Genomic DNA, 16,030 nt, shown 5'->3' on the forward strand with positions numbered 1-16,030 from the left:
CGTCAATTAAAAGCCAGCCTTGATCTTATTAGAAAGGGCGCTTTCATTTTTTAACCTATCGATAGAGGTAATCGCATAAACATACTTTTTACCCTTGGCTATACTTTTGTCTTCATAGTATGATAATGTTTTGTCGAAGCTGATCTTGAGGATGTTTTTCGGATTCTGTATATCCTCCTCCCCTTTCTCGAAGCGATATATTACGTAGCCGTACACCTCCTCGTCCTGAGGCCACTCCCATTCCAACTTAGCCAATTTGTTTGACTTAAATATGAAAAAGCCTTTTTCACGGAGCTTAGTCGGGGAAGCAGGAGGTGTATTATCCAGCCAGTTCATCTGTGGTTGTAATGCCGGGTATCGGTAAAAGTCATGCTGCAGCGAATCGCGGAAGCCGCCCAAGTTGTTGGTAAGAGATTTAGAGCTAAAGTATACGCTGCCCTGTACCAGCGGATTGTTGCGCAGGTAACGCACCTGGTTCGGCAGCTGCTGTTTATCGCGCCATCCTTCGCGGTCTTCCATGGCTCGGTATACGCCCTGCCCAATATACACATGTTTGCCAAATGAGTTGGCCGCCCACCAGTCCAGTAACTTCTCATAAGGTGCAGCGGCATAGTAGAACGGAAAGTATAATTGCGGATTTATGTAATCGATCCATCCCTCCTGCACCCATTTGCGGGCATCGGCATACAAGGCACTGTAACCTGAAAAACCATTACTTTCTGAGCCAAGTGGGTCTTGTGCTTTGTTTCGCCAGATCCCAAACGGACTTATCCCAAACTTGACATAGCTTTTTTCGGCGTGAATATTTTCTGAGAGCGATTTGATAAGTATATCTACATTGTTCCGGCGCCAATCTTCAATAGTGGCAAACTCCTGCCCGTGCAGCTGATAAGTAATGGAATCTGGCAAGGGTTCTTTTCCCGGATAAGGATAGAAATAATCATCGAAATGTATGCCGTCTACATCGTAGTTGCGCACTACATCCATAATTACATCTACAAGGTAGGATCGCACTTCAGGCACGCCTGGGTTAAAATATTTTTTATCGCCATAAGCAAAAAACCACTCTGGCCTGGTGTGTGTAATATGATCTAGGCTGGTAAGGGAATCAACTAAGCTAGTAGTGGCACGATAGGGGTTAATCCAGGCATGCAGCTCCATACCTCTTTTATGTGCCTCCGCTATAGCAAACTCCAGCGGATCGTAAAGCGGCTCTGGTGCCAGCCCTTGCTTTCCGGTTAAAAAGCGGCTCCACTGTTCGCGGCTCTTTGCATAAAAAGCATCCGTGGACGGGCGCACCTGAAACATCACAGCATTGATACCTGTTTTCTGGTGCTCATCAAGTATTTGCAGCAGTTCCTGCTTCTGTGCCTCTGCGTTTAAACCGACAGCCGCTTTCGTAGGCCAGTCGATGTTTTGAACAGTTGCCACCCATACACCCCTGAACTCTCGTTTAGGCGCTGCCTTTTCTGATTGTGCATAAAGAGAGACTGACGCAAGCAGTATAAGTATAAATAGTAATGCAGATTTTATGGTCATAGCATATCGTTTACTAGAAGTCATAAAAAAGGCCCTCCAATAACATAGTAAAGGAGGGCCTTTCAATAATTGATATCACTCCTATCTTTCTCTCAGGAGCTGACGGTTAATGGTACCAGGAGTAGTGGTGTAGTTACCTTTCGTATAGAAAGTATAAACTCTGCCAGCTACAATGCTTCCGCTTGTCCAGGTGGTATATGCCTTCGTGGCCCCTTGTAGGAACAGCGCCAGGTTGTATGTTCCTGGCTCAATAGCTACATAGCCTGAGTTACCTTTAAAGGCAACATCAGTAGCTATTGTTTGAGATCCTGTAGTTGGGGCAGTACGTGTAGCCTCCACTGTAAAGCCTGTTGGTGCGCCTGCCATACCGTTCACAAAACGAACATATGCTTTCGAAAAATCAGGCTCTGGCAGTTCATCTTTAATCGTCAGGATTTCAAGATTACCTGCACCACCAACCAAATAGCTTGTATAAAACTTACTCTCCTCTAGTTGAACCGGCATACTTACTACCACATTCTTCTTTAGAGCAGTCGTACCTGCAACCGTAGTAGTGTCAATGGCATTTAATGTATAAGCACCTGCTGGCACATTTACGTAACCATATGTTGCCGGATGTATGGTGTTAGCAAGTGTCGAACTCCAGAAAAGACCAGTTTCCCTGTTAGACAGAGTTGGCGATTTGGCAGTTACTTTTTTATCTCCAAGATAAAAGTTTACCATAGGCGCATCCTGCGATGCATGAGAGAAGCGGATCATGGCCCCTGACTCTACATAATCTGTACGTTCTGGTATCGCATTTTCCTCACAGGCTCCAAACAGGAAACCCATCGATAAAACTGCCGCAATTTTTAAATATATCTTTTTCATGCTATAACAAATTATTGAGGTGAGCTAAACCACATTTCTTTTGTATGGTAATTAGTTTCAAGGCCACCAATTGATCTTAGTGCCTCAATGTTCCATACATACTCTGAATTGTATCTAGGGCGTACTCTGTAAGCTGGTTTACCACCGTTAGTGCTGTAAAACTGTAAGCCAGCATCTGTTGGCAGTGCAAAACCGCGGAACACATTGTCGCTTGCATCATTATCAATCTCATCATAAGATCCACCGCTTTCATTGCCAGTGTAGTGGTATCTTCTCAGGTCAGACCATGTTTCTACAAAGCCCCATGCCCACTGTGCCACATACTTCTGCAGCATGATATGAGAAAGCGTTAAGTTAGCGGCTGTTGCAGGCACCAGCTTGGTGTTTGCCATGTAAGCTGCTCTTCTCTGATCGAAAACAGTTCTCTCAGCAGTAGAAGCATAAGCACGAACAAAATCCATATGGGCATTTACACCTTTCTTGTATGCATCAAGTGCTACAGCTTTTGCACCACTCTTATAAGCAGCTTCTGCTTTGATAAACTGCATCTGCGCATAGGTCATAACAGGGAATCGGGCAGCATTCTGGAATAGATACTTGCCTTGTGCTGTAGCGTTTGTCGCTCCAGCATCTGACGTAGTGCCATACAGGTTGTAAGGGCGCTGTGCCGTTACGGTATACTCTGCCACGCCACCAAAGCCTACACCTCTGTATTCGCCGTCTGCTGCAGGAGCCAGCATTACCGGTAAACGAGGATCTTTCAAATGCTGTGCTGTAAATACTGGGTCTTTGATATTTGGCACTGCTACACCTGTAACAGGATCTACGTTAGCATCACGCAGCACTGGGTTAGTACCATCTAGAAGACCAACTATAAATCTAGATTGTCTTACGTTCGGGCTTATCAGGTTTCCGCGCATCGGGCCCCAGAAGTTGGCATCACCAGATACAGATCCGGTAAAACGAATAGTAGCGTCATCTGCGTTGCTGGCAAGCGATTTGTCTACGTACTCAATAACTTTAGCCGGGTTGTAGTTTGGCTTGTTAGACAGATGGTGTGCGTTAATGGCAAGTATACCGTAAGTAAACTTTTCCCATTTCGCTACATTACCATCAAACATTAGGTCGCCTTCTGCCAGGCGAGAGTTTGGATGTGGCTCTGCTTTGTGCTTCTCAAAGTAAGAAAGCGAAAGCTCCGCTAAACGCTTCACTTCGGCATATACTTTCTCCTGGCTGTCATATTCAAACGCAGATTTAGTAGGGTCAAAAGCCTGCGACATAATGATCTCGCCATGATAATCGGTGGTAAGCTGCCAGTTAAATGCCTGCAGCGCGTAACCAATAGCCACAAAATCCCACTTCTTCTCCTCCTCTGCCTTCCTGATCATATCTCTCAGGTTAAGCCCAGAAGTGTAGTATGTAGATCTCCAGATTTGGCCGGCTGCGTCGCTGTTAGGGGCATAGCCATGGCGATCCCAGGTAATATCTGCTGCTTGTCCGTGCCAGTTAGCAGTATATTTACCTAAATAGCGTCCGTCAAATTGAATGCCCAGCGCCATCTCCGTTAAGATCGGAGACATGTACAGGTGCGGCATTACCATCTGGTCAGGTCCGTTAGGGTTTGTATTTACATCTAAATAGCTCTCGCAACCTGAGAAAGTGAACAGGCTGGCAGCCATAAGTGCTGTATATATAATCTTTTTCATTCTTTTAATACTTAGAAGCCAACGTTAATTCCGAAGTTCAAGCCCATTGGCATCGGAAGGTTACCATAATCAAATCCAAATCCACCGCTACCGCCGGTTGCAAGGCTTGTTGCGCTACCAACTGGGTCTAAGCCAGAGTAGTTCGTTACCAGGAACAGGTCTGTACCTGTTACAAACACGCTTGCAGTTTTGGCAACTCTTGTTCTTTGCAGCAGAGATGATGGAAGATTGTAGCGCAACGTTACATCGCGCAGACGCAACCAGTTCACATCCTTCTCGATATAGTCGATCTCTCCGGAAGTAGCTGTGTAGAAGTTAGAATCCCAAGCTGGATTGATCACAATATTGTTTCTAGATGGATTATCAGAGTTCTCTAAACCATCTTTCAACACACCGTCATAAATTCTAGACTGGAAACGATCTAGTGTTCGTGTGCTAAGGCCACGCACTGTTAAGAAGTGCTCTGTTGCGTTAAACACGTCACCGCCTTTTCTCAGCTCAAACAGGAAGCTAAGTGATAAACTCTTGTAAGCGAATGAGTTCGTTAAGCCCATCATAAAGTCAGGTGTTCTGTCACCTATAACTTTCCACTCAGAAAGGTCTCTTAGCGGATAACCGGTAGAAGGGTTGATCAGGATCTCGCCTTTATCGTTACGCTGGTAATCGAAGCCGGTAAAAGAGTTTACAGGACCACCTACTCTGGCACCGTTTCTTACGTTGTTATACAACCAGGTATCAGAGTTATAGTATTCAGGAACTGAGGTAGGCAGTTTTACCAACTCAGAGTAGTTGTGGCTGTAGTTTGCCAGAACATTCCAGGTAAAGTCCTGACCAGCTACTGGCGTAGCATTTAATTGAACTTCGAAACCACCTGTCTCAATCTCACCTGCGTTAAAGGTCTTCAGTACATAGCCTGTACCATAGCTCAGACGCATGTTACGAACGATCTGGTCTCTAGACACCTTCTTGAAGTATGCCATATCCAATCCTAAGCGATCGTTGAAGAACTTCAATTCAGCACCTACTTCATAAGATGTTGTCATTTCTGGTACAAGAGACTCGCTTGGACCGTTAAATGCATAACCGAAACCGCCACCTGTTGTGTTTCTAGGCTCTAACCAAGGTCTTAGCATATAAGGTGCTGCGTCTTTACCTACCTGTGCAATAGAGCCTCTCAGCTTACCATAAGAAAGTACATCTTTAATACCCTGTAGCGGCTCAAGCTCTGTGAAGATAAAGCTCAGACCAGCTGATGGATAGAAGAAGGAGTTGTTATCTTTTGGCAACGTAGAGCTCCAGTCATTACGGCCAGTAAGGCTCAGGTAGAGCATACCGTTATAACCAATGTTCAAGCTACTGAATGCACCTACCAGGCGTCTCTGAGTTAATCTGTTTCTACCTCTGTTTGTAGTAGGGTCTGTGTTCTCAATTGAGTAAAGACCCGGAGCCAGGAATTTAGTACCCTGTACAGACTGCACATAGTTGTTCTGATCGTTTATCGCACTACCTACTTTAAAGTCGGTAGTCAGTTTATCGTTCAGGAATGAGTGCGTTAACTGTGCATAATACTGGATGTTAATGTTTCTGTCATTATCCAAGCTCTGGTCGAAGATACCGCCAGTAGAGCCAGACAATCTTGACTCCGGATGACGAACCTGGGTAATTTTGTTGGTATAGTAATCGTAACCAACGTTACCTACAAATCTGAACCAACTTGTAGGCTCAACCATAACCTTTGCATTCGTAATGTAGCGGTCGTTAGCTGAGTTAATCGAGTTCATGTTCACGTTAAAGAACGGGTTCTCCAGCTCGGTTGTAGACGTAGAAAAGCGTCTTCTGCTGCCATTGTCATCTAAGTATGCGCTTGCATCATCATTTGCAGGCCATGCCAGTAAACCCAGCATCGGGCCGCCGCTAATGTTAAATACAGATTGCACATCTGATTTCGCATATGCCACAGAAATATCTGTAGAGATGTATTTGTTAAGCTTAGCAGTCAGGGCAGTAGTCAGGTTAAATTTCTGCTGACCTGCATTCGGGATAAAGGAACCAGCATCAGTATAAGAAGCTGCGATACGGTAAGTAGAGTTGTCGTTACCACCAGAAACTGCCAGGTTATGCTTCTGGCTGTTGCTTGTCTGGAAGAAGTTTTTCACGTTATCGTAAAGAACATCTTCAGAAGTATAAGGCTCTCCAAAGTAAGTAGTGATGGCATTGCCTTCGTCAGACACACCTTCCACGCCTCTGCCATAAATGCGCTGCACAACCGGATATTTCACAATACGGTCAGTTCTAAAGCTGTTGCTGTAGTTTATTTGCATTTGGCCGGCCTTACCTCTTTTAGTAGTGATAACGATAGCACCAGAGGCTGCATCGATACCATAAAGCGCAGAAGCCTCAGGACCTTTCAGTACAGTAATTGTCTCGATGTCTTCCGGGTTGATGTCGGCACCACGGTTTCCGTAGTCAACACCACGGTTATCCAATGCATTACCACCAGCAAAATTTCCTGTGTTAAATGTATTGTTGCTTATCGGCAAACCATCAATAACGTATAATGGCTGGTTACTACCGCTAAGTGAGCTTACGCCCCTGATCATTACAGAAACAGAAGAACCTGGCAAGCCAGAAGAAGAAGACACCTCAACACCGGCAACACGACCTGCAAGAGCATTAGCAAAGTTCTCACGCTGGGTTTCAGCAACAGAAGCACCTTTGATCTCAGTTACTGCATAACCTAAAGTTTTCTTCTCTTCTTTAATACCTAAAGCTGTAACAACAACTTCGCTCAGCGCCTGCGTATTTGCTTGCATAGCGACGTTGATAGTAGTAGCCTCTCCAACTTTGCGCTCTGCCGTCTTCATCCCTATAAAGCTAAACACCAACACATCTGTAGGCGCTGCAGAGATAGAGTAGTTACCAGTGGCATCTGTTGTAGTACCACGTGCCTGCCCTTTTACTGCAATGGAAACACCCGGAAGCTTGAAATTGTCTTCAGCAGATGTTACCGTACCAGTTATTGTTTTGCTCTGGGCAAAACTCTGGTAGTGAAACAGGAGAAAGAAAATCCCCCATAAAAGACATCGTACACTTTTCTTCATAAGAACTTAGCTAATGGTTTAATATTACAGAGTTAATTCATATACACAGATTGAAGGCAGCAAACCCATAATCTGCTAATCAGGAGTAAAGTTTCTATTTCAATTGCATCTCCAACAAAAAGTACAAACAATCTTCAGTATACATTTTTATGGAGGTATTACTATTATGTTATTTCCTGTGTAACTACATCTATTCTAAAAACTTGCAGATCCTAAACATTGTAGGCCTGCTTTATTTAAGTATTTATCTATAGCTTTTGGAATATGTACTAAAACTAAACAATTTTATCATAACTACAATCAGGTTATTGCCATTATTTTTACCAAATAAGACTAAACCCGCAATAGCATCTGCAAACCCGGCAAAGTAGTACCTGAGACAACAATATATACTTTCACCTGATAAAGACACCTGAAAACGCTTTACAAGACAAATATTGACCGAATCATAGTTTATGATTTCACATCAATTCCTCAACTTCAAGTTAATTTTCTTTAGAACGTTTGCCGTATTTATGCAGCTTTTTACCTTTCTTTTCTAGTTTAAAGAATGAGCTTGCTCCCCCTTACCTGCTATCAAACCACTGTTTATATATGTTTACATGAAGTAATTTACCTGACAGAACAACGGTTTATATCTACAGTAATGCACAGTTAATAATTATCGTCCACACCTTCAACTACCAACCTAAACAGACTAGGTTTTATACAAAATCAATAAACTACAACTTATACTTAAATCTTAGATTAATGTAATAACTTTGATTTTTAGAGGAAGTGGTTTTAGTATAGTTATTTTTTGTGTGGGCTATGTGCTTGTTATTTAATTACTGGCTTACAAGCGGTGCTAAATCTGCAATATCTGATATAGTTTGTTTACATCATCATAAATTAAGGTTGCATTCAGGGGCACTGTTTAACAATCCTTCAATAATCGTCAATTATTTAGTTCGACTGATCATTATTAAATGTCTGCTTTATACTACAGATAATGGCAAAGAAAAAGACGCTCAGGACTCGAACACCTTTGGTGAGTTACGCTAACACAAGTTAAACTAACTTGAACAGTAAAAAGCCACAACAATACTAAAGTACAAATAGCTACTTCGGGTCTATGCTGATCCATAGTACGATTCAGGAGTAAAGGCCATCAGTAGCATTTACTTTCTTTTGAACAGTACACAGGTTAACTTACTTCAGTCTATCAATACAGCCTTCCATGTCTATTCCACTGCCTAGCACCCCTTCGAAAAGGTCTCCTTTTTTCTTGATGCGACCAGGAACAGATTTGAGAGTAAACGCTTCCGGCGACAGGCCAGGCTTTACTTCATTCCAGGCTAAGGGCGTAGATACAGTGGCGCCAGGACGTGGGCGAGCAGAGTAGGCTGCGGCAATGGTTTGCCCGATGGAATTTTGAAGGTAGTCTAAGTATACTTGCTTGCGGCGTTCTTTTGGTTTGCGTTCTAGGCTAGTGAGGTTCGGTAGCTTCTTATGTACCAGTTGTGCTACGATATGGGAAAAGTTGCGGGCCTGCTCAAAAGTATACTTAGCGCCAAGCGGTACAAAAATATGCATGCCCGTGGCCCCAGATGTTTTACAGTATGCAGCCGCACCTGCTCTATCCAGCACCTCTTTTGTAGCCAGGGCTACTTCTACTACATCATTGTATGAGTTCTCTCCCGGGTCTAAGTCGATTACCATGTAGTCGGGTTGCTGCAGGTTGGCAATGCGGGAGTTCCAGGGGTTTAATTGTATACAGCCCAGGTTGTTCATGTAGGCCAATGTAGCTTTATCATCACATACCAGGTACTCCACCATTTCACCAGTAGATTCGGCTTTTAGCTTAATTGTTCTCACCCAATCAGGGGCATGAGTAATGTCTTTCTGGAAGAAGCCTGCTTTAGTTATGCCCTCTGGATTTCGGAAAAGTGACTGTGGCCTGTCCTGCAGGTAAGGCACAATGACATCGCCTATACTTTGGTAATAGTCAATCAGATCTCCTTTGGTAATATGCGCTGCAGGCCAGTAGAGTTTATCCAGGCTGCTTAAGGGCACCTCCTGCCCCTCAATAGTCCGGCTTGTTTTATGTTTATCTTTTTTATCTGTAGATGATGCCTCTTGTTTTGACTTTGACGCTTTTCCAGCATCCTTTACTGCTTCGGAAGTATGCATGGCTGATTCGCGCACTACATCGCTGGCATCTTTATCCTCGCGCAGGCCCTCGTAAATGGCTTGCCGCATAATACCGTCAGATGTCCACTCGGCAAAGGTAATCTCAGCAACCAGTTTCGGTTTAACCCAGGTGGCAGGCGCGTTGGGCTTTACTTTATCCGAAAAAGGCGATTCTTTCTGCTTTAAGGGATCCAGTTTAGCTTTGAGTGCCTCCAAGGATTTACTGTTAAAGCCACTGCCACTCTGCCCTACATAGGTAAACTCACCGTTCTCATACACACCAAGCAGCAATGCCCCAATGTGCTTGCGCTTTCCTTTGGGTTCGGTAAAGCCGCCTATCACTGCCTCCTGCCGCAGGTGTGTTTTTATTTTGAGCCATTCGCTGCTGCGCTTGCCGTCGCGGTAAGGGCTGTCAGCTTTTTTGGCCATAATGCCTTCTATCTGCTTGCGCTGCGCCTCTTTAAAAAAATCCTTACCACGGCCTATTACATGATCTGAGTACCTTACGGCCGGCAATTCCTCTTTCAGCAATGTTTCCAGCTTTTGCTTGCGTTCCAGCAATGGCAGATCGCGCAGGTCCTGGCCGTTTAGGTAAAGCAAATCAAACACGTAAAAGTATAAATGCTCTGAAGGCGTGTTCTGGTAATTCTGCAGCTGCTGAAATGTAGCATAGCCTTCATCATTCAGCACTACAATCTCGCCATCCAACACGGCATTCTGGCTCAGCTGCTGCAGGCTGTCAAGTATAGGTTTATACTTGTCTCCGAATGATTTGCCGTTGCGGGAGTAAAGCTCTACCTCCCCGCTTTTTACCTCAGCTATTGCCCTGTACCCATCCCACTTAATTTCAAAAATCCAGTCTTCGCTGTCAAAGGGGGCATCTGTCAGTTTGGCCATCATGGGCACAATAGCATAGGGCATGTCAGCAGTTTTAGCAGTTGCTTTTGTTTTAGACTTTTTTGCTGCAGCTTTTTTAGGTTTGCCAGATGCGGGTTTCTTTGCTTTACCATCCAGGTAGTCTTCGCTGTTGTAGCCTTCAGAAACGGCGGCTTCATCGTCTTTTTTGATCAGGAGCCAGGCTCCTTTCTGGCGGCCTTTCATCTTGACTAGTGAAAAAGCTCCCTGTAGTTTCTCTCCTTCCAGCACAAAACCTATACTTCCATTTTTAAGCCCCTGCAGCAATAGCGCCTCACTTTCCCGCGGGTCTTCGGTTTCGGAGGCATGGTAGGTGCCTTCATCCCAGATGTCTACATGCCCTGCCCCATAGTTGCCTTCCGGTATGTCGCCTTCAAATGTGCGGTAAGAATACGGGTGGTCTTCCACCTCCATAGCCAGGCGTTTATCTGCCGGATTCAGGGATGGCCCCTTGGGTACAGCCCAGCTCTTCAGAACACCTTCCATTTCGAGCCTGAAGTCATAATGCAAAGTAGAAGCCTGGTGGCGTTGCACCACAAAACGCAATCGCCCTTTATGCTTTTGCTCTTTACCAGCCGGCTCTGGTGTAGCACTGAAGTTGCGCTTCTTGTTATACTTATCTAAACCCATAGTTTTTGATTGATCCGTGATCATTACTCGTTATTCGGTTTAGCTTTTATAGGCAAATATTGATCTGATTTGTATGTCATCTGTGGTTTATACTTTAACCTAGAAATGAGCATACATTACCACACTTATGATGCTCTCATTTTTGGTTGGCTCGAACTTAAGCTGGCTTTGAGCTGCGCCATCAGGTCTTTTGTTTTGGTAGGTACAGCCTCTGTTTTCTTCGCCGCAGCTTTCTTCTTTTTACCTTTTGCCTTCGACTCAATCGTCTTCATCAGCTTTTCGGTATAAGTGTCTTTGTAGTCGCGGATATCGAATTCTGATGTAAACTGATTTATCAGCTCCACGGCCATATCCAGCTGTTGTCCGCCAATATCTACTTTGTGTGGCAGGTCGAGTTCGTCGGTAGCCTTTACCTCTTCCCCGAACCGCAGTTTTTGAAGCACCAGAGCATCTCCCATTGGCCGGATAACGGCAAGATCTTCCTTACCGCGCATAACCACCGTTGCAATGCCAACTTTGCCTGTGCGGCGCATGGCATCACGAAGCAGACCATATCCGGTTTTGTTTCCTTTCTCGGGAGCCAGGTAGTAGGGCTTTTTAAAATAGATTTCATCAATCTCGTCCTCCTCCACAAAAGAATTGAGCTGTATCTGCTGGCTCTTCTCCTCCTCTGCCCTCTCCAGGTCCTCCTCGGTCAGCTCTACATACTTGCCGTTATACTTGTAGGCTTTTACGATTTCTTTATAGGGTACTTCCTCACCGGTTTTCTCGTTTACGCGCTTGTTGCGCACACGGGCATGGTTACGTTTGTCCAGTAAATCGAAGTCGAGACGGCGCTGTGTAGTAGCACTGTACATTTTGATGGGAATATTTACAAGCCCGAAACCAAGCGAGCCTTTCCAAATCGTTTTCATAGTTGTAGGTTTTTATTTGGGCGCTTACAGCATAAAACGGATATAACAGTTTTTCGGTTTATGCTGTTACTACCTGGCAAGTGAACTTAAGCTTAAACGTGTACTTCTGAGCGGCTAAAATTTACAGCTATGGCAGTTACAATCCACACCTGTAAATGCTGTACCTTGCACCTTAAGATTAGGTGATTGGCAACGTAAACTTTGCAGCAAAAGCTAGTTCAACTACTTTTGCCCAGTGCTTCAAACATAATTAACTAACTGCCCCTGCATGAACTCTGTCAGTAATTTTCTGCGATTAGTATGGTCTGCCGTTAAAGGCAAGGAGCAGGATTACACGACGCTAGGTATCAAGCAGAGCATTGTTCTGCTGGCCATCCCCATGATCCTGGAGATGGTGATGGAGTCGTTGTTTGCGGTGGTGGATATCTTCTTTGTAGGGCGTTTAGGTTCTGATGCACTGGCCACTGTTGGGCTAACAGAATCTGTGCTGATGATCGTGTATGCTATTGGCATGGGTGTAAGTATAGCCGCAACCGCCATGGTGTCGCGAAGAGTGGGTGAGAAGAACTACAGCAAGGCCGGAAGTATAACATTTCAGCTGATCGTGACAGGTAGTGTGCTTGCCATTTTATTAGGTGGCATAGCTACTGTTTTTGCAGCCGAGATACTTGGCCTGATGGGAGCAGAAGCCGATGTGATAAGCACAGGACTGAACTACGCCAGAGTGATCTTTGCCGGAAACCTGGCCATTATTCTGCTGTTCCTGATAAACGGTGCCTTCAGAGGGGCCGGGCAACCCCACCTGGCCATGCGTGCACTCTGGATAGCAAACGGCGCAAATATTATCCTGGACCCGCTGCTTATTTTCGGAGTCGGCACGTTTAGCGGTTTTGGACTGGAGGGTGCGGCCTGGGCCACAACAATAGGCCGAAGTTTGGGAGTAGTATACCAACTTTACCACCTGCTAAATGGCAAGCATCTGCTCAAAATAGCCTCCGAAAATCTTATTATTAGCTTCAAAGTAATTTCCAGCATTTTAAGAGTATCCTCCGGCGGTATGGTGCAGTACCTGATCGATTCTGCCAGCTGGATTTTCCTGACTAGGTTGATGGCTGAGTTTGGAAGCAGCGCCCTTGCCGGTTATACAATTGCCTTCCGCGTCATTATTTTCACGTTACTGCCTGCCTGGGGGCTATCGTCGGCGGCTGCCACACTGGTGGGCCAGAACCTGGGTGCGAACAAGGCAAAGCGCGCGGAGCTGGCAGTGTGGTTAACAGCAAAGTATAACGTTATTTTTATGGCGGCCATCACGCTCATTTTTATACTTTTCGGCGAGCACCTCTCCTCCTTTTTCTCGAAGGATGCAGAAGTGATACGTATTGCTTCGGAAGCTTTAAAGATCATCACTTTAGGCTATGTTTTCTTCGGATTGGGCATGGTAATGATACAGGCTTTTAACGGCGCCGGCGACACCAAAACACCTTCTATCATCAACATTGTCGTGCTCTGGCTTATCGAGATTCCGCTTTCTTATGCGCTGGCCATCTACATTGGATTAGAGGCGACAGGTGTGTTTGCTGCTATTGCTTTCTGCCATTCGTTGCATGCTCTTGTAAGCTGGCGGCTCTTCCGGCAGGGCAGCTGGAAAAAAGTAAAAGTATAAGCAACAGTCCTCACGAAAGTATAAATGGGAATCCTGAGTTGTATCCTGTACTTTTGCCTGTACACGCAATCAAAATCAAGTAGCGCATGAAAGGGTAATACCCAGTATGTGCTTCACCTATCGTAAAGTATGACTTTTTTAGATGTATCCGGCATAAGTGTTGAAGAAGAGGGAAATACCGTTCTGAAAAACATCAGCTTTACTCAAAATGAATTTCAGCATATTGCGATAGCCGGAGAAACCGGATCGGGCAAGAGCACCTTGCTGCAAACCATAGCCGGCCTGGTGCAGCCTGCAAAAGGCAACGTGCTGTTTGACGGTGAAAGAGTAGTGGGCCCACAGGAGGTACTGGTACCGGGCCACCCGGACATTGCCTACTTGTCGCAGCAGTACGAGCTGCCCCAGTTCCTAAGAGTAGAGCAGGTACTAAAGTATGCGAATATTCTGCCTGCCAGCGAAGCCGAAAAGCTATACGACATCTGCCAAATAAAGCACCTGCTTACCCGCAAAACCAACCAACTATCAGGCGGTGAGAAACAGCGCATTGCATTGGCCAGGCTGCTCACGTCCTCTCCCCGGCTCCTGCTCCTCGATGAGCCCTTCTCTAACCTGGACATGGTGCACAAAAACACCCTGAAAGAAGTGATTGAGGACATAAGCGAGCACCTGGAAATTACCTGCATCCTCATCTCCCACGATCCGGCAGACACTTTATCATGGGCAGAGGAAATTCTGGTGATGAGGAACGGACAGCTTGTACAAAAAGGTACTCCGGCTCAGGTATACTATCAACCAGTGAATACGTACGTAGCCGGCCTCTTCGGGAAGTATAACCTGCTTACTGCTACACAGGCCAAAGCGTTCAGTAGCCTAAAAGGTGCAAACGCAGCAGGTAAACGTATACTTGTAAGGCCTGAGTTTTTAAGGTTGTCAGCTAACAAAGACGAAGACGTTGCCGGCAAGGTAAAGAAGGTGCATTTCTTTGGCAGCCACTACGAACTCGAGGTTATACTTGGCAAAGCTACATTAACGCTAAAAACCATGGATAACAGCGTTCAGGCAGGTGATAAAGTATACGTTACTGTATTACCTGAAGGAATTTGGGCTGTCTAGTCCGAATACACTTTTACCAAATCATCACACATAGAAAAGGCCACCTGACTAATTCAGGTGGCCTTTTACATTACCAATTCTATACTTTATATAGCCGGATCTTCAGGCGTGTTCGGGTTTGTAAGGCGTTCTTGGTCCGGGTAAGGATAGAAATTCCTGTTACGCTCCACAAAACTGCCCGGAGGGCCAGGCCTTCCGAAACGGCGGCTGTCCTCTAATCGCATCCCAGTTAGGTATAGCTCTGCAGAACGCTGCCTGTATACTTCCAACAACAGGGCATCCCTGGTTATCGGGCCGGTATAAGGTGGCAGACCTGCATTAACACCAAAAGGGTCACCGGAGGTCTGTGTTCTTACCTCATTAATCAGCGCAAGCGCCTCCACCAGCGAACCGTTACTGCGAAGTATAGCCTCTGCCTTTATCAGTTTCATTTCGTCTGTTAAGTATACCGGTATTCGTTCTGTCTGATTGTCGAAAAAGCCAGCCAGGTTTCTTACCGGGTCACCGTCAACAAGTACGATAGGCCCGGACAGGTAAAAGTCTTCCCGATTATCGCCTTCATAAAACAGCGAAGCCGGCAAACCAAAGTTATCGCGTGGCCTGTAGTACTTCAGGTTAAAGATCGTGTTAAAGATCGGGTTTATACTCAGGTCGCTGTAATCGTACTCTGACTTAACCGAAAGGTCTACTTTATTTGCATTACTTATGGCTGCCTGGTAGTTGCCTGCAAAGAGGTTAAACCTTGCGTTCATGGCATATAGTGTGTTCTTTACATCAAAGAACTGGCCAGTAACCTGGTTTTTAAACTCCGCCGAAACTGGCGTAGCCTCGATAAGAGTAATGCCCTGGTTCAGGTGTGAAATAGCCTCTGCAAATACATCCTGCCTTGGTCTGAAAACAACATCTTCAGTTACACTTGTCTCGGTGTTGGCCTGCTCAAAAGCCATTGCCAATGTGCCCAGCGCCATGGCTTTAAACAAGTGGGCCTGCGCCAGAATACCGCTACGCATACCGCCTGTTAACGAAGCCACATTCGGTGCATTTTCAAGTATCTGCTCACTTATGTTCATGGTGCGCTGCATCCTTGACCACAGCCCTAAAATGTTACCGTTAAACGTTGGTAGCGCTGTACCTCCGGCCTCCAGCTCCAGTACGTTCGTAAAAGTTGCCACGCCTTTCAGTTCACGGCTTGTAACGCCAGGATACAAGTATGCGGCCTCTATGCCCGACGTTGAATAGTACTGCCTTAAACCCACACTCAAGCCTATTAATCCTTCGCGGGAGTTAAGCACTTCTATATCACTTGCAGCATTGGGGTTGGGTATATCCAGTTCACAACTGCTCGTGAGCAGCAGGAAACCTGAAAGTACGCCTATCTTTATATATGAGGTTATATTTTTCATGATG

The 16,030-nt window shown here is 45.4% G+C and carries 9 protein-coding genes; 2 read left to right on the forward strand and 7 right to left on the reverse strand.

Annotated elements, in window-relative coordinates; genetic code table 11:
- Positions 1–6: 6 nt before the first annotated feature.
- The 6 genes from H8S84_RS16660 to ku all read right to left on the reverse strand — a co-directional run bounded on the left by H8S84_RS16660 (position 7) and on the right by ku (position 11,847).
- Positions 7–1,539 (reverse strand): glycoside hydrolase family 10 protein, encoded by a 1,533-nt coding sequence (locus H8S84_RS16660; RefSeq protein WP_187068499.1) that lies wholly within the window; start codon positions 1,537–1,539, stop codon positions 7–9.
- 81 nt (positions 1,540–1,620) lie between these two features.
- Positions 1,621–2,409, reverse strand: coding sequence for a DUF4397 domain-containing protein (locus H8S84_RS16665; RefSeq protein ID WP_187068500.1), 789 nt, complete (start codon positions 2,407–2,409; stop codon positions 1,621–1,623).
- Positions 2,410–2,420: 11 nt separating this feature from the next.
- A complete protein-coding gene (locus tag H8S84_RS16670; RefSeq protein ID WP_187068501.1) occupies positions 2,421–4,115 on the reverse strand; it encodes a SusD/RagB family nutrient-binding outer membrane lipoprotein in 1,695 nt (564 codons plus the stop codon).
- An 11-nt stretch (positions 4,116–4,126) separates the two neighbouring features.
- Positions 4,127–7,216 (reverse strand): SusC/RagA family TonB-linked outer membrane protein, encoded by a 3,090-nt coding sequence (locus H8S84_RS16675; RefSeq protein ID WP_187068502.1) that lies wholly within the window; start codon positions 7,214–7,216, stop codon positions 4,127–4,129.
- Between the two features lie 1,191 nt (positions 7,217–8,407).
- A complete protein-coding gene (ligD, locus tag H8S84_RS16680; protein ID WP_187068503.1) occupies positions 8,408–10,933 on the reverse strand; it encodes a DNA ligase D in 2,526 nt (841 codons plus the stop codon).
- A gap of 125 nt (positions 10,934–11,058) precedes the next feature.
- A complete protein-coding gene (gene ku / locus H8S84_RS16685; protein WP_187068504.1) occupies positions 11,059–11,847 on the reverse strand; it encodes a non-homologous end joining protein Ku in 789 nt (262 codons plus the stop codon).
- A gap of 268 nt (positions 11,848–12,115) precedes the next feature.
- Here ku and H8S84_RS16690 point away from each other — a divergent pair, with 268 nt between their 5' ends.
- On the forward strand, positions 12,116–13,510 hold the full coding sequence (locus H8S84_RS16690; protein WP_187068505.1) for an MATE family efflux transporter: 1,395 nt from the start codon (positions 12,116–12,118) through the stop codon (positions 13,508–13,510).
- Positions 13,511–13,639: 129 nt separating this feature from the next.
- Complete coding sequence (locus tag H8S84_RS16695; RefSeq protein WP_187068506.1) at positions 13,640–14,623, forward strand: ABC transporter ATP-binding protein; 984 nt, start codon at positions 13,640–13,642, stop codon at positions 14,621–14,623.
- 86 nt (positions 14,624–14,709) lie between these two features.
- On the opposite strand, the gene H8S84_RS16700 is transcribed toward H8S84_RS16695, so the two are convergent.
- Positions 14,710–16,026, reverse strand: a complete 1,317-nt coding sequence (locus H8S84_RS16700; RefSeq protein ID WP_187068507.1) for a RagB/SusD family nutrient uptake outer membrane protein — start codon at positions 16,024–16,026, stop codon at positions 14,710–14,712.
- Between the last annotated feature and the right edge of the window lie 4 nt (positions 16,027–16,030).

This window comes from Pontibacter cellulosilyticus (assembly GCF_014306105.1).
Taxonomy (GTDB): domain Bacteria; phylum Bacteroidota; class Bacteroidia; order Cytophagales; family Hymenobacteraceae; genus Pontibacter; species Pontibacter cellulosilyticus.